A 24,568-nucleotide genomic window follows, 5' to 3' on the forward strand; every position below is an offset into this window, starting at 1 on the left:
AAAAAGCAAGAGCCTTTTAAAGAAAATATATTTTTTAGGAAAATATTGCATTTTTCCGGAAAATCCGTATTATTTATATTAATACAGTTAATACGGTCAATAGGAAAGGAGGACGGCGATGTTTACGATTGATACGAGAAGCCGTGTGCCGATATATGAACAGCTGATCGAAAAAATGAAGGAGTTAATCATCCGCGAAGTCATGAAAGAAGATGAAAAGCTGCCATCGGTCCGCGTGCTGGCGCAGGAATTAACCATCAATCCCAACACGATTCAAAAAGCGTATCGAGAGCTGGAGCGTGAAGGATTTATTTATTCAATCCCTGGCAAAGGAAGCTTTGTATCACCAGTGAAAAAGGAAATCAATAAGGAGCGGGTGGAGATGTTGAAACATGAACTTGAGCGGATCGTCGGCGAAATTTTATATCTTGGTGTACCGAAGGATGAAGTGATCAAGCTGATTGAAACGATCCAGGAACCAGAAAGGGGAGCAGGCGAAAATGATTAAAGCCGATCATATATCAAAGCGGTTTGGTCGTTTTGAAGCGGTAAAAGACGTACATATGCATGTCAAGAAAGGGTCGATCTATGGCCTGCTTGGATCGAATGGTGCCGGGAAAACCACCCTTCTTAAAATGCTGTCTGGCATTATGCAGGCCGATCAAGGGGAGCCCATGATCGAAGGGGTGTCTATTTTTGAACGGCCGGATGTGAAGAAGCGCCTTCTGTTCATTCCGGATCAGCCGTATTTTTTTCATCAAGCTTCTTTGCTTCAAATGGCCCGCTTTTATGCAGCCGTTTATGACCGGTGGAATGAGGAACGGTTTCACCAGCTGTATCAGCATCTTGACCTTGACCCGAAAACAAAGCTTTCGCGCATGTCTAAAGGAATGCAGCGTCAGGCCGCTTTTATTCTAACACTGTCTGCGATGCCTGATGCGCTTATCTTAGATGAGCCCTTTGATGGACTGGATCCTGTTGTACGCCAGCAGGTGAAAAACCTGCTTATTCAAGATGTCAGCAGCCGGGATATGACAGTTCTCGTTTCTTCGCATAATCTGCGGGAAATGGAAGACTTTTGTGATGCTGTCGGTGTGATGCACAAAGGCCGCCTGTTGTATGAACGTGATTTAGAAGAATTAAAAACAGATGTGAGCAAGCTACAGGTGGCTTTTAAAAGGATGCCGGATGAATCGTTCCTGAAGGGAATGGATGTAATGCACTATGAGAAACGGGGCCGGGTGCTGATTTGCATTGTTCGCGGAAACGAGGGTGATATTGATCGGCACGTGCGTGCTTATGAACCGGCGATTTACGATGTACTGCCGCTCACACTTGAAGAAATCTTTACGTATGAAATGGGGAGTGTCGGCTATGAAATCCGGAATCTTATCGTTTAATAAAGGACTGTTCCTGCAGCATACGCGCTCTATTTTATGGATCAGCTTATTTTTTCTCCTTTCGCAGATTGTACTGCTGCCGCTTGGCCTTTTCGTTGTACTTCGCGATGAGGGGAGCGTCCAGTTCTTTTCAGAAGCAAGCACTGGCGAGAATATACTACTGACGATTTCTTTTTCTATTCAGTATATAACGTACATGGTGTTTCCCGTTTTAGCGGGTATTGTGTTAACAAGCTATATGACTAAAAAAAGCTCATCTGATTTTATGCACAGCCTGCCGTTTACACGTGGCACGCTGCTGACACACGTGTATGCAGCAGGTGCAGTCTCTCTTGGACTGCCTATCCTTTTAAATGCTGTACTCCTTCTGGCGATACGGCCGGTAGTGAAGCCGCTCCATTACACAATGGGCCATATAGCCGAATGGGCCGGTGTTTCCTTATTTATCGTCCTGTTTATGTTTGTTACAACGGTTTTGATCGGCTTATTTATTGGTCCGGCTCTTTTGCAGGGTGTGATGGCCTATGGCATATTTGTTCTGCCGGCTGCGCTTATTTCCATAACGCTCGCAAACGCCCGCTACTTTATTAATGGGCTGGCTGTTGACTCCTACATTTCTAAAATTGTAGATGAAGGTATTTTCTTGTTTCGGGCGGCAGGCTACGAAACGCAGCCGTTCAGCGGTACAGAATGGGCCGTCTATAGCGCTGTAGGCCTGGCTATGATTGCTGTTTCTTACTATGTGTATAAAATACGTCCTGCTGAAGCAGTAGATGAAACGATTGTGTTTCCGTTTTTCAGATGGGCCTTTATTTTCATTTTAACGTTTGCAGCTATGATGCTGGGCGGCCTTTATTTTGCAGAACTTCTTGGTGCCACATCGGGCTGGATGGTTGCTGGTTATATCATTGGTGCCGCAGCTGGTTACACATTGCTGCAAATGATCGTACAAAAATCACTGCGGCTTACCTGGCCGTGGAAGGGGTTTGTTTTCTACGCCCTCCTGGTATTCATTTTGCTTATACCGGGTGCGATTTTCGCGAAGTCATACGAACGGGCTATGCCGGATGAAAATGATATTGAGAAAGTGTACATTGGTGAGGAAACCGAGCCATTCTCGGGCCTGTTTTATGAAGAGGAGCAGATGAAGCTGAAAAAAGCGGATGCAGGCTTTATGACAGGTGCCGATTCAGTTGAGCAGGTTCGCGATGTGCATCAGCAGCTAATGGACATTCAAAGTGAGCGACCTGGCTTAAATGGTTATACCATCAATATTACCTATGGCATGAAGGACGGCAGCCGGATGCAGCGCCAGTACTCGGTATCAACGGACGAAGCAGCTAAAGTTACAGAGGAACTGCGCAAAAACGTTGAGTTTATTAAAGCATCCACGCCTTTATTTGTTTTGAAAAATCAAGCTGCCATCAACTACTTAACAGTGTTCAACAATGCTACGGAAGGCCAAATGGCCAATGTAGCTGACAAGGAAGCCATTGCAGCGATTCGTTCTGCTATTGAACAAGACAGCCTGTCAGCAGAAGCCGATTTGTTCAGTGGAAACGGTTATTCAACAGCCGGATCAATTGATTTTTGGGTCGGTAAAAACAATGGAGCAAGTGTGTACAGTAACGTTCATTTAGATGATGAACATACGATTGCGGCTATTCGAAAATATGTGCCAAATGGTGAAACGTTTGCTTCCGCCGCAAATGTAGACAAAGCCTTCGTTGTAAATGCGGCCAGCGAAGAAGAAAGGAAGCAGCTAAACGATTTTCTTTGGAACAATGAAGGAAATGAACCGGATTGGAGCAACATGCCGCTGGAGTATGAGCAGGTAAAAGGTGAGCAGAAAATCCAGCAGCTGCTGAATCCGAGTGGGCTGAAGAGAAACGGCAGCCGGCTTCTCGTCATCAAGTGGAAAAGCTCTGCTGGTTATGCCAATATTTCTGTAGCCGGTTTGGCAGATTGATAACAGAAGCAGCCGTTTGAAAAACGGCTGCTCAGGCTGCTGAAATATGATGTTGTCCAGCTGAATCATCCTCAAAATCTATATGTGTAGTGACCGTTCTTAGGCGAAGCATAGAAAGAGTGGCATTCGCGGGGCTCCGCTTTCCAAGGGGCAGGCGGTGAGCTCGTCTTCGCCGCTTCGCGGCAAAGCCGATCTCACCTGTCCCACTAGTCCCTTAGGAGTCTCCGCCCCGCGCCTGCCGCCTTGGTGGGGAGGAAAGAAAGCCAGTGAAACCCGGTGTGTTTCCCCTTCTTTGCCGGAAGGAACAGAAAAAACCTTTCAACCTCTCTGTTTTTCAGAAGTACAACGGGCGGAGGGCTGTCGGCGCAGACTCCCGTGGGACGAGCGGACAGGGTGAAACAGGCAGCGCGAAGCGATGGCTGGTTCAGCGTTCGCCCCACAGGAAAGTGAAGCCGCCAGTCCGCAACTCTTGACGCTGTTTTTCAAAAGGGGGGAGGCTTTTGGGCAGGCTAAAAAAGAAACACGCCACCTACACTTTTTCAAAAAACGAATTTCCTCTTGACCTCTTTGTTCATCTATAGTCTGAGCAGCCGCTGTAAAAACGGCTGCTTTTTCCTTACTGCTCGAGCAGCGTTTTCCATGACTCGGCATGATGAACCGCAATATGACAGCCGCATTCGTCTTCCAGCTTTTTCAGCTCTTCTTGAAAGTAATCGGCGCTTTTTCCGTAAAAGGAAACGTTGTCTGCTTCCGGGTTGGAAATGGTTTCAACAGCAATCCAGACGTCCTTCTCAAGTGAACGTCCAAGAGCACGCTCTTTAGAGGAAACCTCCATAATGTGCTGAGCACTGTCACGATAGGCCATGATCACCGTGTAATCTGTTCGCTGAATCACAAATTCCGCCAGTGATTCACCGGTTGAAGAAGGAATTTCATCATACCAAAAAGGAATATCAGCACCGAGTGTCCAGCCGCTTTTCGCCGCCTGCTTGATGAGTTTCTCGTACCGGTAGACCGCCTGCTTCTGATTCTTTTTCCAGTTCTCGGATAAATATGGTTCAATATCAAGGTGAATACCGTCCCAGTTAAGAGACTGTACGCGCTGTAAAAATGTGTTCAAGTCCTTTTCTGTGTAATCGGGTGATCCGTCAAGTGCATGAACCTGTATGTCTTGATCGTGCGCTCTCTCAATAAAAGTTTGATAGACAGAGTTTGAAACAGATGAATCTATCTGGACGTATACATCACTTGTGTTTTGCTCCGCAAGGAATGAAAGCATCTCCTCTGAATCTCTCATTGCTTGGGCATCCCATATCCATGTAGCTCTTTCTTTTTTCAACAGCTCGTCCCCCAAAAAAAACAGCAGAATAAAGGCCAGCAGAACTCCGCAGTATACATAAACGCGCATGACATATTCGCCACCCTGTTTAAAATGTAATTATCACTAGTATAACAAAACAGAGAACTTTTTTTTCAATAGGGGAACCGTTCATTTTTCACTGGATTCTCAACATTTTTTCGATATAATAGAAAAGATGCATTTTCAGCTTCAAACGATCATTTTAAAATAAAATATGATAGTATAAAAATCTACGAATTTGGAAGGAAAGAGGACTTTTCAACATGAAGAATGAGAAGACATTTTGGCTGCTGGCCCTGGCTTTTATTATCTTTCAGCCGGTTATTGATGTGCTTACAAGTGCGTCGCTGCTTCTGCTTAACATTAGTTTAACTGTCGGTGTTATTGTCCGTGTCCTGTTTATGGCCGCTATTGTACTGATGCTTTTATGGAAAGCGCGACAGAGCGGACCGGCAAGGAAGTTCGTTTTTTACTTGCTTGCGCTTGCGGCTGTTATTGTCGTAAACATTGTGTTAAATCTCAATGTAAAGGACCCTTACTATATTGGAAGTGAGCTAAAGTTCTTTAACAAAGTTGTTTACTTCCCAATCATGTTTGCCGGCTTTAGCGTTTTGTATCTTTATTTGAAACGGGAGCACGAGCCTTTTAAAGAAAAAACCACTTCTTATTTCTTGTACGCCTCGCTTATCATCAGTGCAGTGTTCATTGTTTCTTTCGTAACAGGCACAAGCCTGTCCAATTACTCCCATACAAAAATCGGCTACACCGGCTGGTTTTTTGCCGGAAATGAAATTGGTGCGATCATGGCGGTTATTCTTCCGGTCACAGCTCTTTATGCGATTGAGAAAACAAACCGGGTAAAAGAGTGGCGCTACTGGATTCCATTTGTGCTGCTGGCTGTTTCCATGCAGTTTCTTGGCACAAAAGTCGGTTATGGCGGTATTGTGGTTGTGCTGCTGGCTGCTTTTTTCTCCATGCTTATTTTGTTCTTTACAAAAGAGCGGTCGGAAAAAACGCGTTCAAACATGCTGATTTCGCTTATCCTTATTGCGGTGCTGGCTGTGACAACACCGGTTACGCCTGTGTTTCATAACATGTTTGCACACTTAAGTTTATTAAACATCGACCTTACGAAGGATGAAGAGCCACAGCTTGATCCAGAGACAGGCGAAGAGCTGCCGGAAGATGAAGAAGAGGAAGAGCCTGCGATTACAAACGAACAGGTGCAAAATCTTGTATTCAGCAGCCGGGAAAAATATTTAGCAGAGATGAAAGGTCAGTTTGCCGAAGCACCGGTATCACAAAAGCTTTTCGGAATGGGGTTTGCCGGAAACTATGAAGAGCCGGAGCCAGGCAAAACACCGAGAATGATTGAGATGGACTTTTTTGACCTCTTTTTCTCACTTGGGATTGTTGGATTCCTGACGATGATTTCATTGCCGCTTTATTATGTGATCCGCTTTGTGATTCACTTTGTGCGTAATATTAAACAAACCTTTACGCCGGTTAACGTGATGTATGGCGTTGCGTTCCTGCTGGGCATCGGCATTAGTGCCACAGCCGGACACGTGTTAACGGCTCCTGCCGTATCCATTTATGTAGCAGCTGTTATGGCACTGCTGATGGTACGGGAAGGTATTATAAAAGAATGATAGACGAACCGTTCCGGAAAGATCCGGAGCGGTTTTTTTAATTGTGAATACAATGTAACTATTTTTTAAAGTTTTTGTAATATTCTTGTTTTTGAATTAAAGATCGCCTATGCTTTGAAGTAAGGGTTTTTATTTTGCAAGGGGGCAGGTTCATTGAAAAACAAACACAAATTTATTGCTGTAGCATCTGTTGCTTCGCTAAGTGTATCCGCTATGTCTGTTTCGGCCGCAGCGTCTTTTACAGATGTGCCGCCAAAGTACAAGGAAGCGGTTCAGTTTTTAACAGAAAATGATATTACAGCAGGTTATTCTGCGAACAAGTTCGGCACTGCTATGACGATTACACGTGTAGACGCGGCGATTCAATTGGCAAAAGCGCTCGGGTTTACAGAAGACGATACATATGAGGATGCCGGCTTTACTGATGTGCCGAAGCGGGGACAGTGGGCTGTAAATGCATTGGCTGAGTGGGGTGTAACAGCCGGCAAAGCAAAAGGTAAATTCGGGGCGTTTGAACCCATTACACGTGGCGAGGCTTCCTACTGGCTTGCCAATGCCTATGGACTTGATGTAGATGAAACAGTGACAGAAACGCCTTTCACAGATGTGAACGAACGCTTTGGACCATATGTCAATGCACTCGTAGAATCGGGTCTTGCTCTGGGCAAAACAGCGACATCATTCGGAGCAGGTGATAAGCTGCTTCGGGGTGAGTGGGCGCTTTTCCTTCACCGGGGATCTCAGCTTCCGGAGGAATTTCTTCTTTCTCTTATCCATACAAATGATACACATGCGCATATTGACAATGTCGCCCGTAAAGCAACCATTGTTGAAGCGCTTCGGGAAGAAAATCCGTCTTCTCTGCTTGTTGATGCAGGGGATGTGTTTTCCGGCACCCTGTATTTCAATCAGTTTAAAGGACAGGCTGACCTTGAATTTATGAACATGCTTGGCTATGATGCGATGACATTCGGCAACCATGAGTTTGATCTTGGGACAGAACCGCTCGCTGATTTTATTCAAAACGCGAAATTTCCGTTTGTATCAGCAAACGTGAATGCCTCAACGGATGCTAACCTTTCTTCCTTGATGAACGAAACGGTCACAGACAATCCGATGGATGGGCGAGTGTACAATGGCATTATTAAAGAGGTAGATGGTGAGAAAGTCGGCATTTTTGGCTTAACAACAGCGGAAACCGAAACGATCTCCTCTCCAGGCGATGATGTTGTATTTGAAAATTATATTCAAGAAGCAAAAAAAGCAGTCGCTTCCTTTGAAGCAGAAGGCGTGGATAAAATCGTCGCACTGTCTCACATCGGCTTCCGTGATGGCGGCGGCGATAACGATGTGACACTGGCAAAAGAAGTAGAAGGCATTGATGTGATTGTCGGCGGCCATTCACATGACAAGCTTGACGAACCATATATTGATGAAACAGGAACAGAGCCGACCGTGATTGTTCAGGCAAACGAATACAATAAGTTTGTCGGCACGCTTGATGTCATTTTTGATGAAGATGGAGCCATCACCGAGTACGCTGGTGAACTGATTGAAGTGGATGGGAAAAATGAAGACGGCACTTATGTTTTTGAAGAAAACCAGGAAGTGAAAAATCGTTTGGCGACAGCTTACACACCGGAAATTGAAAAAGTCAAAGCGCAAGTGGTTGGATCCGCTGCGACAGCCCTGGACGGCGAACGTGCAAATGTTCGTACGAAAGAAACAAATCTAGGCAATCTTATGACAGATGCTATGCTGGCAAAAGCGAAAACGCTTGATGCAGATACGGTTATTGCTCTGCAAAACGGCGGTGGTATTCGCGCTTCGATTGACGCTGGCGATATTACAATGGAAGAAGTGCTGACAGTCATGCCGTTTGGCAATGCGCTGGCGATTATGGACTTAACCGGGGCTGAAATCAAAGCGGCTCTTGAGCACAGTGTGAGCCTGGCGCCAGAACAAAACGGAGCGTTCCTGCAGGTGGCCGGCTTACAGTTCACATATGATTCCTCCAAAGGGGCGGGCTCCCGTGTAACATCGGTAAAAGTGAACGAAGGAGGCACATTCGTTCCGCTGGATAACGCGAAAACCTATGTTGTAGCAACCAATACGTTTACAGCAAAAGGCGGCGATAACTACACGATGTTTAAAACGGCGTACGACGATGGCCGTGTAAGTGAGCCAGGTAATGTAGACTGGGAAACATTCACAGATTATTTGAAAGAAAATCCTTCAGTGAGTGCATCGGTTGAAGGGCGTATTACAGATTCCAATCCAGCTCAATAACGAGAAAAAATGCCCGGGCAGCTCCATGCTCGGGCAAATTTTTTGTTTTTATAACGAAATTCTGATTATTTCTTCTTTTTTAGCACGAACGGTGGTATAATTTTTTGGATAAAGCGCATTTTCATCAAGGAATGCAAACCAGCAAGGAGTGGCAGACATGATCGTATGTAAATTTGGCGGCACATCCGTTGCCAGCGCCGAACAAATTAAAAAAGTAGCATCTATCGTAAAAGACGAACCGAAGCGAAAAGCAGTGGTTGTATCAGCACCCGGCAAACGTTTCAGCGATGACACGAAAGTAACGGATCTGCTGATTGCGCTTGCGCATGCTTCTTTAAAGGGACAAGACGCCGAGGCGGAGCTTAAAGCAGTTGTAGACCGTTACGCAGATATCGCCCGGGGACTTGGTCTTGACGATACGATTGTTTATATTATTGAAGAAGATTTGCGCGGCCGTCTAGAAGAAAACCGCGATAATCCGCCGCTTTTCATGGATCAGCTGAAAGCAAGCGGAGAAGACAACAATGCAAAACTCATTGCTGCGTATTTTACAAGCATCGGACTTGACGCGGAGTATGTAAATCCGAAAGAAGCCGGCCTGATTGTCAGCGACGAACCCGGTCGTGCGCGTGCCCTTCCAGAAGCGTATGAAAATCTGGAGAAGCTGCGTGAAAACGGTAAGATTGTCGTGTTCCCTGGCTTTTTCGGCTATACAAAAGAAGGCGTTATGATGACATTTGCCCGCGGCGGTTCGGATATTACCGGCTCCATTTTAGCCGCTGCCTTGAAAGCAGAGCTGTACGAAAACTTCACAGACGTTGATTCTGTTTTTGCGGCAAATCCAAATGTTGTGGACAATCCAGCTGAAATTAAGCGGATGACGTACCGTGAGATGCGCGAATTGTCATATGCCGGCTTCTCCGTTTTTCACGATGAAGCTCTCATGCCTGCATTCCAGCATTCTGTACCTGTTTGCATTAAAAATACAAACAACCCGTCCGCGCCTGGAACAATGATTGTAGCAGAACGGGAGTACACGAAAAACCCGGTGATCGGTATCGCCGCGGACGATGGCTTCTCTACTTTATACGTCAGCAAGTATTTGATGAACCGGGAAATCGGCTTTGGCCGCCGTCTTCTTCAAATTTTAGAAGAAGAAGATGTATCGTATGAGCATACACCATCCGGCATTGACGATTTGTCTGTTATTGTACGAAGCCATCAGCTGACACCAGAAAAAGAAGAACGTATTTTAGCCCGTTTCCGCAATGAGCTGCATGTAGATAAAGCCAATGTGGAGCATGGATTTGCGATGATTGTTCTGGTTGGAGAAGGAATGCATAATACGCTCGGGCTTTCTGCGCGTGCCACATCAGCCATTTCCCGTGTGGGAGCCAACATTGAAATGATCAATCAGGGTTCTTCAGAAGTCAGCCTTGTGTTCGGCATTCAAGCGAAAGACACAGACAATGTGCTGCGTGAGCTTTACAAAGAATTTTTCAGCAAAAGCGCTGTTCTTCAATAAAAAATAGACCAAAATAAAAAGACCCTACATCGCGAGGGTCTTTTTGTTTGCTTATTATAGTTTATCAAGAATACTTTTGCCGGACATACGTGTTCTGTGAGAATCACTGTATGATTTGCGCAAATTGTTTGTTCCTATGCGGTTTTTGATTTTCGGGTAAACGATTGGAGCGATAATAGCACCGTACTTGATCAGCTTTTTCAAATTCATTTCTGTCATCTCCGTTCTAAAATGTTCATTTACATTACTATACCCATTTACAGCTTTTTGAAACAACGTTTTCATTATATCACATTTCTTCATTTTTTCTAAGAAGTTCGCACGTTTTGCATGTTCACATGGTAAAATGGATAAAACGAGTGCGGGAGGAAAAAAAGTGAAAAAATACATATCAGCACTTTCAGCTGGCGTCTTAAGCATGGGCATTTTTCTCGTGACTGCGGCAAACGCAGCTGCCGAAAAAATAGACTATGTGGCTTTCGGAGATTCGATTGCGGCCGGCCAAACGCCTTATAATGTGAGAGTGGGAACAAGCTACACTGACTTTATTGCGGCGGAACTGAATGAAGAAGGAATGCTTTCTTCTTTCACAAAAGAATTTGCGGTTTCCGGAGAAACGAGCGCACAATTTTTAGCAAAGCTTTCCTTGCCGAATGTAAAGGAAGCAGTGGAAAAGGCGGAGCTGATTACCATTTCAACAGGCGCCAATGACTTGCTGAAGCTGGCTCTTGCTGGAAACACAGATCCAATCAAGCTCCTGGAAGCGGTGGCGCAAGTGGACCGAAATGTTACAGCCGGCATTGAACAAATTAAGGCGTTAAATCCGGCAGTTGATGTGTATGTAACAGGCTATTACTTTCCATTTCCACACATGGAGGAAGGAAAACAAAAAGATAATTTAAAAGACTTGTTTACGCTTTTTAATACACAGTTAAAAACAACCGCTGAAAAACAAGGGGCAGTTTTTGTGGATGCTTCTCATAAATTTGGTGTGGACTATTTGCCGAACCCGAGCGACATCCATCCGAATACGGCCGGTTATCAGCTGATTGCGGATCAATTTTTTGCTGTCTGGAAAGGCGTTTCAGACTCTCCGGCAAAAGATCCTTTTTCTGATATCAGTACGACAGGCTCTAAAGCCCGTCTGGCCATTATGAAGCTGGCGGAAAATGGCATCATCAGTGGAAATGCGGACGGGACATTTGCACCGAAAAACGATATTACCCGGGCGGAAGCAGCCATTATTTTAGCAAGAATTCTTGGGCAAACAGAAGCAGCGCCGAATCCAGGATTTTCGGATGTTTCACCGCAAATGAAATCTTACAGCGCTATTGCTCAGCTGACGAAAGCCGGGGTTTTTGCGAAAGCACCGAAGTTTAAACCGAATGAACCCCTTACCCGTGCACAGCTGGCTCGCATATTGACGCAGGCATTGAATCTGAAAGCTGATACAGCGGCAGCCTTCACTGATGTACCAGCTGCCCACTGGGCAAAGAATGAAATTGATGCTGTTTACGCAAAAGGCTTGATGACCGGCGGCACAAACGCTAAATTTCTTCCGGAAGCAAGCATTACACGCGAACAATTTGCTATGACTCTATTTAATGTGTGGAGCAGCAAGCAACCATAAAATTTGAAAAGAACTGCTGAATGGCGGCAGTTCTTTTCATTTGCGTTTGAATTAAAATCAACCCCTGGTTTTTTCACTGTACATCAGTGATACAATATGCTAGTATTTACAACGTGAACAAACACAATATATAGTATGCGACGAAAAATAGGTACCAGTGATGGTATAAAGGGAATCCGGTTGAATGCCGGAGCTGTCCCCGCAACTGTAAGTGCAGACAAATGCCAGGCCACTGTGAAAACGGGAAGGCGGCAGGAGGAAGACGCACGAGCCAGGAAACCTGCCTGTTTTTCGATAAGCAGCACTTTCTTCGGGGGTTAAGAGGTGAAGACGGCAGACTCTGCCGTTTTCTCCTTTTATTCACCTAGAGCGCGGACTCAGTCGAAAAGACTTGAGCGATCGCTCTTTTTATTTTGCTTATATTAAAAGGAGGACACACTTCATGACCATAACTACGGCTTCAGGCATTGATCAACTATTACATACGCTGACAACAGAATTCGGCGAAGAAAAAATCGGACCGCTTCTCCGCGTAAGCGAGCGCTGGACGGCAAAGCGCCCGGATGCGGACATGGATGCCTGGTCAAAAGCGATGACGCTGGAAGCACTCAGCTTTATGGATGAAGAAGAGCCCTATTGGACGTTTGTCGCAGCCCGTATTTATCTGCAGCAGACATACCGCGCCATTGCGGCAAAAAGAGGTGTAGAAGCGAAGGACGTTTACACAGCTTTTGCTGATTATCTTCACCGTGAAACAGAAAAAGGGCTTTATGATAACCGGCTGATCGAAGCGTACACAAAGAAGGAGCTTGAAGAAATCGGCAAGCTGATTCACCCGGAACGCGACCAGCTTTTTACATACATTGGACTTAAGATGCTAATGGACCGCTATGTGGTTCGTGATTTTGATAAAACACCCGTTGAACTTCCACAGGAACGCTGGCTGACAATTGCGATGACACTTATGCAAAACGAAAAAGAGAATCGTCTGGAAAAAATCGCTGAATCCTACTGGGCAATGAGCAATCTGTATATGACTGTAGCTACACCAACCCTATCAAATGCAGGCAAGCCGTACGGACAGCTTTCCAGCTGCTTTATTGATACGGTAGATGACAGCCTGCAGGGCATTTACGACAGCAACACGGATGTCGCGACGCTTTCAAAATACGGCGGCGGCATCGGGGTGTACATGGGTAAAGTACGCAGCCGTGGTTCATCGATTCGGGGATTCAAAGGCGCATCAAGCGGCGTTATGCCCTGGATTAAGCAGTTAAACAACACAGCGGTCAGCGTTGATCAGCTTGGCCAGCGCCAGGGTGCTGTAGCCGTTTACCTGGACGTCTGGCACAAAGATGTTTTCGCTTTTCTTGATTTAAAATTAAACAATGGGGACGAGCGTCTTCGTGCACATGATATTTTTACAGGCGTATGTCTTCCAGACTTGTTTATGGAAAAAGTAGACGCACGTGAGGAATGGCATTTGTTCGATCCGCATGAAGTTCGCACTGTGATGGGCTTCTCGCTCGAAGATTTCTATGACGAGTCGCGCGGCAAAGGCTCGTTCCGTGAAAAATATGAGCAGTGTGTACAAAACGAGCAGCTCTCCCGCGAAACGGTGCAGGCGATCGACATTATGAAACGCATTATGCGCTCGCAGCTTGAAACAGGCGTACCGTTCATGTTCTACCGCGATGAAGTAAACCGCAGTAACCCGAACAAGCATGAAGGTATGGTTTATTCTAGTAATCTTTGCACCGAAATTTTCCAGAATATGAGTGCAACAGAATTCCAATCTATTCAGCTTGAAGACGATGTGATCGTAACACGCAAAAAGCCGGGTGATTTTGTTGTATGTAACCTGTCTTCTATCAACCTTGGTAAAGCTGTGCCGGCAGATGTGCTGGATCGTTTGATTCGTGTACAGGTGCGTATGCTTGATAATGTCATTGATTTAAACATGATTCCCGTACCGCAGGCAGAGCGCACAAACAGCCGTTACCGCGGCATTGGCCTTGGCACATTCGGCTGGCATCACCTGCTGGCGCTGAAAAACATCCGCTGGGAATCAGACGAAGCGGTTCAGTATGCGGATGAGCTGTACGGAACGATTGCCCGTTTGACAATTCAAGCGTCTATGGAACTGGCAAAAGAAAAAGGCGCGTACCCATTGTTTGAAGGATCAGACTGGCAGACAGGTGCTTATTTCGATGTGCGTGGCTATGAAGGCGAAGAGTGGGAAGCACTTCGTAAAGAGGTACAGGAAAACGGTATGCGTAACGGCTACTTGATGGCCGTCGCACCAAACTCATCTACATCGATCATTGCTGGAAGCACAGCAAGTATCGATCCGATTTTCCAAAAGAGCTATTCTGAGGAAAAGAAAGATTACAAAATTCCTGTTACCGTACCGGATTTAAATGCGGAAACAACGTGGTTCTACAAATCTGCTTATTTTATCGACCAGCACTGGACACTGCGTCAAAACGCTGCACGCCAGCGCCATATCGACCAGGGTGTTTCGCTGAACCTGTACGTGCAAAACACAATTAAAGCGAAAGAATTGCTTGATCTGCATCTGGCTGGCTGGAAACAGGGATTAAAAACAACGTATTACGTTCGTTCAACATCTGTGGAATTACTTGAGTGCGAATCTTGCTCAAGCTAAGGAGAGAACACCATGACACTTATTGAAAAACGAAAATTAATGGATAAAGAAGCCCCAAACCGTTCGACGGCCATTGTAAATGGCCGTTCCTCCAATGTGTTAAACTGGGATGACGTCAAGTTTGACTGGGCATATCCGAAGTACAAGCGGATGCTTGGGAATTTCTGGACTCCATTCGAAATTAACATGAGCAATGACGTTAAACAATTTCCGAATCTTGAAGACAGCGAGCGGGAAGCGTTTTTGAAAATTATCGGCCTGCTGGCCCTGTTAGATAGCGTTCAAACGGACTACGCTGGTAAAGTAGCCGACTACTTAACAGATTCAAGCTTGCAGGCGCTGATGATTATTTTAGCGCAGCAGGAGGTTATTCATAACCATTCTTACTCCTATGTACTGTCCAGTCTTGTTCAAAAATCAAAGCAGGATGAAGTATTTGATTACTGGCGCAGTGAGCCGGTTCTTGAAAAGCGCAATGACTTTATCATGAAAGGCTATCAGTCGTTTGCAGAAAATCCAACTGTGGAAAACATGCTGGAGTCGATTGTATATGATGTCATTTTAGAAGGCTTATTTTTCTATTCAGGCTTTGCTTTCTTTTATCACCTGGCGCGCCACCAAAAAATGGTCGCTTCAAGTACGATGATTAACTATATTAATCGCGACGAACAGCTTCACGTAGACTTATTTGTGAAAATCTATCAGGAGCTTTTAAACGAATATCCAGAACTTGATACACCGGACCGGGCAGAAAAAGTACAGGCGATCTTTAAAGAAGCAGCTGAGCTTGAAGTGGAGTGGGCCCGGGAAGTTATTGGAGATAAAATTGACGGGCTTGATGTGGAAGATGTAGAAGCGTACATTTACTTTTATGCGAATGTTCGCTGCGCACAGCTTGGCTATGAGAAGCCATACCCGGATTACCGCAAAAATCCGCTGAAATGGATTAAAGCATATGAAGATGTGGATCAGGGCAAAACTGATTTCTTTGAACAGCGCTCGCGCCAATACGTAAAAGTAAACGTGCAGGATAACGGGTTCGACGAACTATAATAGACTAAAAGAAAGCTTCCGCTTGATTTTTTAAGCGGAAGCTTTTTTATGGACTTCTTTACATGATTTTTACACCCCATTTATATTCTTCATAAATTCTTTCGTTACACTAACAAGAGATGTTGATTAGAGGAGGAGTAACGTTCATGCAAAGAAAGCCTTTTTATTCATTAATGCTCGCCAGCAGTTTATCCGTTTCATCTCTTATCGCGCCATCAATGGCAGCTTATGCAGAAGAAACACCTTCTGCGCAAGCGGTTACAGCACCGCCTATTATGATTACAGAGCTGCTGCCAAACAGCGACAATCTGAGCGGATCGGACGCCTATGAATTTATTGAGCTGTACAACAATAGTACCGAGCCATTCAGTTTAAAGGATTATAAACTTGTGTATGGCTACCCGGACGGAAAAACGACCGATTGGACGTTTAAAGAGGACAAAGAGATTGCGCCAGGCGGGACGATGGTCGTGTGGGTAAAGCTTGCAAACAAAGCAAATGAGTCTGTTACACTAGCTGACTTTAATACAGAATTCGGCACGTCTTTAACAGAACAGCAGTTTACATACATAGAATCTGATGGAATGGCAAACGGTTCCGAACGAAATGTATCTGTTGCAGACACAGCAGGAAATGTTTTAACGACTGCTGCATACACACCGGATCAAGTAGATGTAAATAAAGGAATTCAGTTTAAGCCGAATGAAGACGGAAAGACGATGGAAGTGCTGACTTTCTCTGAGGCTGCAACACCCGGTACGCTTATAGAAGGACAAAAGCCGGAAGCGCCGTCCACAGTTGATACGGTAAAGCCGGTTATTACCCATACGCCGGTGGAATCGATTGAAGCCGGTCAAGATATCGTAATCCGTGCTTCTGTCACAGATGAAACAAAACTGGACAGTGTAAAAGTGTTATACCAGCCTTTAAAGGGCGGTGACTGGACAGAAGAAGTAATGACAGCGGAGGAAGATGGATCATATAAAGCGGTTATTGACGCATCTAAGCTGTTATCGGGTGAGCTGACATACCGAATCGAAGCGTTTGACGGGCAAAATACGGCTCAAACAGATGACATTTCGTTAAACATCTCAGGACTTGAGTACGATCCGCAGGCGGTTCCGGATTTGCTTGTTACAGAAATCGTTCCTGATTCAGCCAATGTCGGCGGACTCGATGGATATGAATTTATTGAGGTGTATAACAACACCGATAAAACAGTTAACTTGAAAGACTATACGCTTCGCTACCGATACCCTGCCGAAGGATCAGAAGGAGATTTACTCTGGCGGGCGGAAAAAGAAGATTTACTGCTGCCGGCTGGAGAAACCATGACCTATTGGATTAAAAACGCCAAAAACCAGGATAAAACAGTTGCTGATTTTAATGCTCATTACGGAACGAACTTAGAGGAAAATGTAAATATCGTTAATGTTCACTCGGATGGTATGGCAAACAGCAGCGCGCGGGTTATTGCTGTGGCGACCAATACAGGCATTGATATTTCCACCGCTGCTTATTTTGATCAAACAGGGATAGATGACACGGCTGCGGATAAAGGGATTTTTTATTCGTTCCCGCGTGAAGCTGGAAGTAAGGAAATGCACAAATACAGCGCTGGAAAAGAAGCAGCCACGCCGGGAACAGTCGAAGCTGTCCAGGTGCCGGCTGTGAAAAAAACAACAGCAGTAGATGAAGAGGAGCCAGCTGTAACGGATTTAACAGAAACAGCGCCGATTTCGGCCCGTCAAAATGTGACGCTGTCGTTTGATGCGGAAGATAATCAATCGCTCAAAACGCTGCGCTTATTTTATAAGACGCGGGAAGCTGATGAATATCAATCAGTTGATTTAACGGAAAATTTTGATACAGGCTTGTTTTCTCACACGGTTTATTCACCTGATTTACTCGGCAAAGATGGTCTGCAGTATTACGTGAAAGCATCAGACGGAACGAATGAAGTTCAAACAGATGTCAAAACGATTTCCATTGAAAATGATCCGGGCGGAAAAACAGGGTTAAATGTGGAAGATGGCTCGCTGTTAAGCAAAACGGCGGTGATCAAGTCATTTGGAAAAGAATCCATTTTATCTGTAGATGGACAAAATGTAACGGACAAAACCGAGCCTTCTCTGCCTTCCCACGCTTATTTTGCCTTTGATGCGAAAAAAGTGAATTTGTATTTTAAAAACGGTGTAACCATTGGCGATGAAACGTTGCATATTTTTGATGATACGATCAACACGTATGAAACCATTACTGTTCCGGTTGATCCTTCTCAATTCAAACAGGGAGAAGGCACGACACTATCCATCCGGGCGGGCACAAAGGTATCACCATTTGATACAAATTCAGAAGAAAACCGTGATGATTTTTACGTGAAGAACGTGCGGCTCGTGCTTGAAGACGGCACAACTCTTTATGACCCGGGTTATAACGATGCGGCAAAAGAAATAACCGTTGGCGACGGGGCAAGCGCTGATCCAGTCGTTGATTTTACTTTTCATGTGCCGGATGAAGCATTCACCGCTAAAGCTTATCAGTGGGATACAACAGAAGTGGAAGACGGGCAGTATGTGATTGAATCCGGCTCTTCTCGTGCAAATGTTCAAGTGGACAACAGTGCACCAGTCATTATTCCTTCGGTAAAAGAAAACGAGGAATACAAAGGAGAATTTGAGATTAACGCAGAAGTCGAGGATGCTTCAGACGTTGAAACGCTGACGGCTCACCTTGACGGTAAAGAAATTTCTCTTCCGCTTCAGACGTCATCAGCGAAGCTGGAACCAGGAGAGCATACCATCCAATTCAAAGCGGTTGACCGGGCCGGTAATGAAGCGGAAAAATCAGTTGCGTTCCATGTAGTGGAAGAGCAGCCATATGCACCGGAAGCTGTGTCTCCTAAAGAGGGGGAAACAAACGTCAATGCAAACAATGCCAGCCTGCAGGTAAAGGTAAGTGATCCAACAAATGATACGCTCGATGTAGAATTTTACCGAGGGTATGAGTATGCTGCCAATGATCAGGGAGTGCGCGTATTTGAAAACAATGCTGACCAGGAGCCGCCAAAAGAGCTCGCACCCGCGGGAGAATCCGCCGTTTCAGACAGGGATAAAATGGCCGAGGCTGATGGCAGCTATATAGAAACAAAATCTGTTGAAAAATTCCCGTATCACCGTTTTGAAGTAGCGCTGGACCAAAATGTAGATGAAACAGACGATATTGCGCTGCATTGGGAAGGGAAATCACTGATTGGCCGAAAAGTCTCGATGTATGTGTGGAACTATGCGGAATCCAAGTGGGAGCTTGAAGAGTGGAAGGTAGCACAGGATGACCAAAACTTTGAACTGACTGGTCATGTAAAAGGGCTCGACTACGTGAAAGACGGCAAGGTACAGGTGATGGTGCAGGATGAGATTGCTTCTACGCCGGAATTTGACTATTCATTTGTATGGATGTCAGATACCCAATACTATTCGGAAAGCTATCCTCATATTTTTGACCGTATGACCAAGTGGGTCGCAGAGCAAAAAGAAGCGCTGAACTTAAAGTATGTGTTCCATACAGGAGATCTTGTGGATGAAGCAGACCAGCCGTACCAATGGGAGCATGCAGATACCTATATGAAAACGCTCGATGAAGCCAAAGTTCCATATGGCGTTCTGGCGGGCAATCATGATGTGGGCCACAAAACAGGCGACTATAATGAGTACAGCAAGTATTTTGGAGAAGCACGATTTGCGGATGAAAATTATTACGGTGAATCCTATAAAGATAATCGAGGGCATTATGATTTAATCAGCTCAAACGGAAACGATTTTATTATGCTTTATATGGGCTGGGGTGTAAACGCGGAGGATATTGCCTGGATGAACAAGGTATTGGCGGAGCACCCCGATCGAAAAGCGATTTTAAGCTTTCATGAATATTTACTTGTATCCGGCAACAGAAGTCCAATCGGCGACCAGGTTTTTGAAGAGGTCGTAAAGCCGAACGAAAATGTTATCGCTGTCCTGTCTGGCCATTATCATGACAGTGAAACGCTTGTAGATCAAATTGACGACGATGGCGATGGAACCCCGGATCGAAGCGTGTATCAGATGCTGGCTGACTATCAGGGCGGACCAGAAGGCGGACAGGGCTTTCTTCGCCTGATGAAGGTAAACCCGGTTGAAAACAAGATATATTTGCAGACGTATTCTCCTTATCTCAACCAGTACAATTATTACAGCCCTGTCGATTACCCAGGAAAAGATGAATTCGCCATTGATGTAGATTTAACACCAAAAGAAAAAGTCGTCGCAACCGATTCATTTAAAGCAGAAGTGCATACAGATGACAAAATTGGTTCACAGTCTGGCTTAAAGAATGGTGAAACAGCGAAAGCATCCTGGAGAAATCTTGAACGTTCAACTGAGCATGGCTGGTATGTAAAAGTAAAAGATTCATTTGGCGGAGAAGCTCAGTCTGATATCTGGTCGTTTACAACCGGTTCTCAGGGAAGCGGCAACGGGAATGGAAACGGAGGCAGCAGTCCATCTCCAGCTCCAACACCGCCGCCGGTAACACCACCGACTGACAACCTTCCTACTGTAGATGTAACAGATTCGATGATTCAAAAAGGGGAAGACATATGGACACTGGCTGCCGGGCAGGAAAGCATCGAATGGCGGCTGCCTGAATCGCTCGTTGATTCGGCTGTCGAGTCAGCAAAGCCACTTGAAATGAAGACAGCTGACGGAAACAGTGTGCTTCTTCCGGCAGAAGTGCTCGTTCAAATGCAAAAAGCCGGACAGGATTATGTATCGGTTCAGCTGAATGTGTTAGATCAAAAAGAAGCATCACTGCCGCCGGGGCAGGTTCATAGTGCGGTCATGGATGTTACAATCAAAGCTGGAGAGGAAGAAATCACTCAACTGGATGCGCCGCTGGAGCTGCGCTTTGCTTTAGAAAAAAATACGGACCAGGACCGTACAACAGGTGCTTTCTATAATGAAGCGACAAAGAAATGGGAATATGCAGGCGGTTACGAGAAGGATGGCTATTGGATCATGCCAATTTCACACCTGTCGATCTTTACGGTATTGTCCGCGAAAGCGAATTTTATAGATACAAATGGCCACTGGGCGAAAAAAGAAATTGAAGCACTGGCTTCCAGGCTGATTACAAGCGGGAAAACGGACGACACCTTCGCGCCCGAGCAAAAACTTACCCGGGCTGAATTTGCGGTGCTGCTCGTTCGTGCGCTGCAAATTCCTTTGGAAGAGTACAAAGGAACCTTTGCGGATGTTCCATCATCCAAGGAATGGGCAGCAAGACAAATCGAAGCAGCAAACCGCGCTGGTATTGTTTTCGGAAAGGATAACGGAAAGTTTGATCCAGATGCAGACATTACACGCGAGCAAATAGCGGCCATGATGATCCGCTCTCTGCAATCGACAAATCCTGATATACTGGAGGGCTTAAAGGAAACAAAAACATTTAAAGATAACAAACGAATCAACGATTATGCAAAAAAAGCAGTAGCACAGGCGGCAGAACTTGAGCTTATTTACGGGCGGTCAAATGGAACATTCGATCCGAAAAAACAAACGACACGAGCTGAAACAGCTGTTATGCTGTATCGCCTGATGAATAAAATGCAGTGAGTAAAAAAGAAAACGCCGGAGCTTTTGCTCCGGCGTTTTGGGTTAGCGCGGACGGTATACTTTTGCCGCTCTGCGCTTGTCCAGGTATTTTTTGATAATCGGGTAAATGATCGGGCCGTATTTCATGCCCATTTTAATTAATTTTGAAACGCCGCCTGATGAACGAGCCATATTATTTTTCACCTTCCCGTTTCGATTTAGTACTACAAGTGTACCCGAACCCTGGATTATTAAACATTCAGACGGGAAAGCTGATATAATGAGAAGCAATGAGAATTTTGGAAAGGACGTGCGTGAATGGCTCTCGAAGCTGGAACAATCGTAACACTGCGTGTAAAAAACAAACAAGAATATGGCTGGTTTCTTGAAAATGAGGAAGAAGAAGCGGTACTGCTTCATAATAGTGAAATAACAGACGGCTTTGACCCGAACGAACCTATTGAGGTATTTCTGTATCAGGACCATAGCGGCCGGCTTGCTTCGACAATGAAGCGCCCGCTTATTACACTTGGAGAATACGGCTGGGTATCGGTTGTTGGGGAAGAAGTTAGCAGGCTTGGTGTATTCGTTGATATCGGTATTTCAAAGGATGCGCTCGTATCAGAGGATGACCTGCCGTATAAATTTGAAGTGCGCCCGATTGAAGGCGACAAGCTGTATTGCACATTAAAGCTTGATAAAAATGGTCGGATGTTTGCGAAGCCGGCAACAGAAGAGAAAATTTGGGATATCGCCAAGCGGGCAAATAAAACGGATTTAAACAAAGACTTTACCGGCAGAGTGTACCGGACTGGAAAAGCAGGTACGTGGATCATTACAGATGACCTGTACCGGGCATTCCTGCACCCGACTGAACGGGAGGACGAGCCGCGCGTCGGACAGGAGGTTAAAGGCCGGATCATTGCTGTACATGATGACGGCTCAGTAAATGTCTCGCTTCTGGGCCGGCGTGTAGAGCGGCAAAAAGACGACGCAGACAATGTATATGACTATTTAATGAGCCGTGGCGGCAAAATGCCATATTGGGATAAAAGCCTGCCGGAAGAAATTGAAAAACGGTTTGGCATCAGCAAAGGGGCTTTTAAGCGAGCACTCGGCAAGCTGATGAAAGAAGGAAGAGCGTATCAAGAAAGCGGCTGGACATACGCCGGTACAAAACAAAAAAGTGAATAAAAAAGACGCTGCCTGATGTGGCAGCGTCTTTTTGGATTAATCGTTATCGTTTGATAAATTTAATTTTTTAATCAAGGCAAAAAATAAGCTTAAAATAATCGCGACAACTGTTGCTAGCGCCATTCCTTTTAATTGTAGGTAGCCCCATGTGAATGTAGCGCCCGATAAACCGATCACAAGCACAATCGTTGTTAAAATCATGTTCGTTGTTTTCGAGTAATCGACCCGCGAATCAACCAGCATGCGAAGTCCGCTTGCGGCAATAATACCGAATAAAAGCAGGGAAATACCGCCCATAACCGGACCTGGAATGGTTGAGATAAGCGCTGCAAGCTTGCCGAAGAATGACAACACAATGGCCATAACGGCTGCACCGCCGATTACCCAGACGGAATACACTTTTGACAGAGCCAAAACCCCAATGTTTTCACCGTACGTAGTATTAGGAGTAGAGCCGACAAAACCAGAGATCACAGTGGAAATTCCGTTTCCGAATAAAGAAACACCGAGACCTGGTTTTTTCATTAAATCACGATCGACAATATTTTGCGTAACCACGAGGTGTCCGATATGCTCGGCGATGACTACAAGGGCAGCAGGCGCAATGATGGCAATGCTCGACCAATGAAAATCAGGCTGGTAAAATTGCGGGAGCGCGAACATTTTTGCTTCGCGAACCGGCGTGAAATCCACCATTCCAAACATCGCTGCAATCACGTAGCCGGCGATGATCCCGATCAGAATCGGAATAATTTTTAAAAATCCGCGGAACATTACGTTGCCGACGACTGTAATGCCAAGCGTCAGCATCGAAACAATAATCGTATTGCGGTCAGGTGACCAATCGGCTGAGCCATCGGAGATGATTCCGGCCATTTGTGCAGCTGTCGGCACAAGTTCAAGTCCGATAACGGCTACAATGGCACCCATCGCTGCTGGCGGAAAAACAACATCAATCCAGCCGGTGCCGGCCACTTTAATAATTCCTGAAACAAGAATGAAGAGGAGACCGACGATAATAAAACCGCCTAATGCCTGCTCGTAACTGCCGCCTTCCAGGACTAAAAAAACAGGAGATAAAAACGCAAAACTGGAACCGAGATAAGCTGGAATCTGGCCTTTACAAAGAAAAATATACAACAATGTACCGATGCCATTCATTAATAAAATGGTCGCCGGATTAACCCCAAATAAAACAGGAACGAGAACCGTTGATCCAAACATGGCGAATAAATGCTGCAAGCTAAGCGGGATCAAAGCCGGAATCGGCGGCCGCTCATCAACTTGATAAGTACGCAAATAATCTTCCTCCTAAATACACAAATTGTAGTCATTATACTTCAAAAATCGTCATCTGACTACAAAAAAAGAACCTGAACTCAGGTTCTTTTTGCTTAATTCTGAAAAACAAAGAGGTCAAGCGGAAATTCGTTTTTTCAAAAAACCTTATATGGCGTGTTTCTTTTTTAGCTTGCCCGAAAGACTCTCTTTTGAAAAACAGCGTCAGAGGGCTGCGGACTGCCGGCGTAGACTCCTAAGGGACGAGCTCACCGCCTGTCCCTTGGAAAGCGGAGCCCCCCGAATGCCGCCTATTCTATGCTTCGGCCAAGAACGCTCAATAAACATGTAGATTTTTAGAATGATGTAGCCCGACAACATCATATTTTAACAGAATGAAAAAAAGAACATGAAATCAGGTTCTTTTTGGCAAAACCTATTATGAAGCAGCAGGAAGTTATTTCTGGTTCAGCTCATCAATAATGGTATTATAGCCGGCACTTCTTTGCTGTTTTGCATGCTGCACAAAACAAACGAACTAATCCCTAAAGTTCCAGTTGTTTTCTATTATATAATAAATAGGAAGGCGGAAATGAGCTTTCGAAAAGTAAATAGAGAGGGAAAGTCCAACGTTGTAAGAGCGTTTCTTTTTTGTCGAACCGTCTCATTTTATAACATAATTCCCCTTTCTATGGTGAACTGTTTTTCCTGTCAATTCACTATTTCAAAGAGAGCGGTATTTTTATAAGTATTAATAGTCAATAGGTGATCGCTGTTCTAAAAAGTAGTTTCTTGTATAAAAACGAATGAATGTAAGAAAATTTAACAAAATGTTCGTAAATAAAAAGCGTATTGTTGATAGGCTTTGTAAGCGTTAACAAATGAAAATTCGCTCGAAAACAAAAGGAAAGAGCCCTTGATTC

Annotated in this window: 15 protein-coding genes and 1 riboswitch; of the genes, 11 read left to right on the forward strand and 4 right to left on the reverse strand. The window is 45.1% G+C overall.

The features are described 5' to 3' along the window. Positions 1-118: 118 nt before the first annotated feature. The 3 genes from VP97_RS01045 to VP97_RS01055 are packed head-to-tail and all read left to right on the forward strand — an operon-like array spanning position 119 to position 3,369. Positions 119-508, forward strand: a complete 390-nt coding sequence (locus VP97_RS01045) for a GntR family transcriptional regulator (RefSeq protein ID WP_050179760.1) — start codon at positions 119-121, stop codon at positions 506-508. Further along, entirely contained in the window at positions 501-1,400 is a 900-nt protein-coding gene (locus tag VP97_RS01050; protein WP_050179761.1) for an ABC transporter ATP-binding protein, read from the forward strand. The genes VP97_RS01045 and VP97_RS01050 overlap by 8 nt, the downstream gene beginning before the upstream one ends. Further along, positions 1,375-3,369, forward strand: coding sequence for a hypothetical protein (locus tag VP97_RS01055; protein WP_050179762.1), 1,995 nt, complete (start codon positions 1,375-1,377; stop codon positions 3,367-3,369). The genes VP97_RS01050 and VP97_RS01055 overlap by 26 nt, the downstream gene beginning before the upstream one ends. A gap of 616 nt (positions 3,370-3,985) precedes the next feature. Here VP97_RS01055 and VP97_RS01065 read toward each other — a convergent pair. Then, complete coding sequence (locus VP97_RS01065) at positions 3,986-4,777, reverse strand: hypothetical protein (RefSeq protein ID WP_050179764.1); 792 nt, start codon at positions 4,775-4,777, stop codon at positions 3,986-3,988. Positions 4,778-4,992: 215 nt separating this feature from the next. On the opposite strand from VP97_RS01065, the gene VP97_RS01070 reads away from it, so the two are divergent. The 3 genes from VP97_RS01070 to VP97_RS01080 all read left to right on the forward strand — a co-directional run bounded on the left by VP97_RS01070 (position 4,993) and on the right by VP97_RS01080 (position 10,195). Continuing rightward, complete coding sequence (locus tag VP97_RS01070) at positions 4,993-6,381, forward strand: O-antigen ligase family protein (RefSeq protein WP_050179765.1); 1,389 nt, start codon at positions 4,993-4,995, stop codon at positions 6,379-6,381. Positions 6,382-6,534: 153 nt separating this feature from the next. Continuing rightward, on the forward strand, positions 6,535-8,670 hold the full coding sequence (locus VP97_RS01075) for a 5'-nucleotidase C-terminal domain-containing protein (RefSeq protein ID WP_050179766.1): 2,136 nt from the start codon (positions 6,535-6,537) through the stop codon (positions 8,668-8,670). A gap of 157 nt (positions 8,671-8,827) precedes the next feature. Beyond that, positions 8,828-10,195 carry an aspartate kinase gene (locus VP97_RS01080; protein WP_050179767.1) on the forward strand — a complete coding sequence of 456 codons (1,368 nt, stop codon included), beginning with the start codon at positions 8,828-8,830 and terminating at the stop codon, positions 10,193-10,195. A 54-nt stretch (positions 10,196-10,249) separates the two neighbouring features. Here VP97_RS01080 and VP97_RS01085 read toward each other — a convergent pair whose 3' ends face one another. After that, positions 10,250-10,405: a hypothetical protein gene (locus tag VP97_RS01085; protein WP_156153375.1), complete on the reverse strand. Its 156-nt coding sequence runs from the start codon at positions 10,403-10,405 to the stop codon at positions 10,250-10,252. 166 nt (positions 10,406-10,571) lie between these two features. Between VP97_RS01085 and VP97_RS01090 the strand changes: the two genes are divergently transcribed. The 4 genes from VP97_RS01090 to VP97_RS01105 all read left to right on the forward strand — a co-directional run bounded on the left by VP97_RS01090 (position 10,572) and on the right by VP97_RS01105 (position 21,194). Then, positions 10,572-11,825 (forward strand): S-layer homology domain-containing protein, encoded by a 1,254-nt coding sequence (locus tag VP97_RS01090; RefSeq protein ID WP_050179769.1) that lies wholly within the window; start codon positions 10,572-10,574, stop codon positions 11,823-11,825. 132 nt (positions 11,826-11,957) lie between these two features. Continuing rightward, a riboswitch (cobalamin riboswitch) is annotated at positions 11,958-12,127 on the forward strand. A gap of 140 nt (positions 12,128-12,267) precedes the next feature. Next, entirely contained in the window at positions 12,268-14,493 is a 2,226-nt protein-coding gene (locus VP97_RS01095; protein WP_050179770.1) for a ribonucleoside-diphosphate reductase subunit alpha, read from the forward strand. Positions 14,494-14,505: 12 nt separating this feature from the next. Further along, positions 14,506-15,546, forward strand: a complete 1,041-nt coding sequence (locus VP97_RS01100) for a ribonucleotide-diphosphate reductase subunit beta (RefSeq protein ID WP_050179771.1) — start codon at positions 14,506-14,508, stop codon at positions 15,544-15,546. 146 nt (positions 15,547-15,692) lie between these two features. Next, positions 15,693-21,194: an S-layer homology domain-containing protein gene (locus VP97_RS01105; RefSeq protein WP_050179772.1), complete on the forward strand. Its 5,502-nt coding sequence runs from the start codon at positions 15,693-15,695 to the stop codon at positions 21,192-21,194. 42 nt (positions 21,195-21,236) lie between these two features. On the opposite strand, the gene VP97_RS24665 is transcribed toward VP97_RS01105, so the two are convergent. Next, positions 21,237-21,365: a hypothetical protein gene (locus VP97_RS24665; protein ID WP_281175065.1), complete on the reverse strand. Its 129-nt coding sequence runs from the start codon at positions 21,363-21,365 to the stop codon at positions 21,237-21,239. A 126-nt stretch (positions 21,366-21,491) separates the two neighbouring features. Here VP97_RS24665 and VP97_RS01110 point away from each other — a divergent pair, with 126 nt between their 5' ends. After that, positions 21,492-22,367: a CvfB family protein gene (locus VP97_RS01110; protein ID WP_050179773.1), complete on the forward strand. Its 876-nt coding sequence runs from the start codon at positions 21,492-21,494 to the stop codon at positions 22,365-22,367. Positions 22,368-22,403: 36 nt separating this feature from the next. Here the strand turns inward: VP97_RS01110 and uraA are convergent, their stop codons facing one another. Further along, positions 22,404-23,666: a uracil permease gene (gene uraA, locus VP97_RS01115; protein ID WP_050179774.1), complete on the reverse strand. Its 1,263-nt coding sequence runs from the start codon at positions 23,664-23,666 to the stop codon at positions 22,404-22,406. Positions 23,667-24,568 lie beyond the last annotated feature (902 nt).

The organism is Domibacillus robiginosus (genome assembly GCF_000966195.1).
Classification (GTDB): Bacteria; Bacillota; Bacilli; order Bacillales; family Domibacillaceae; genus Domibacillus; species Domibacillus robiginosus.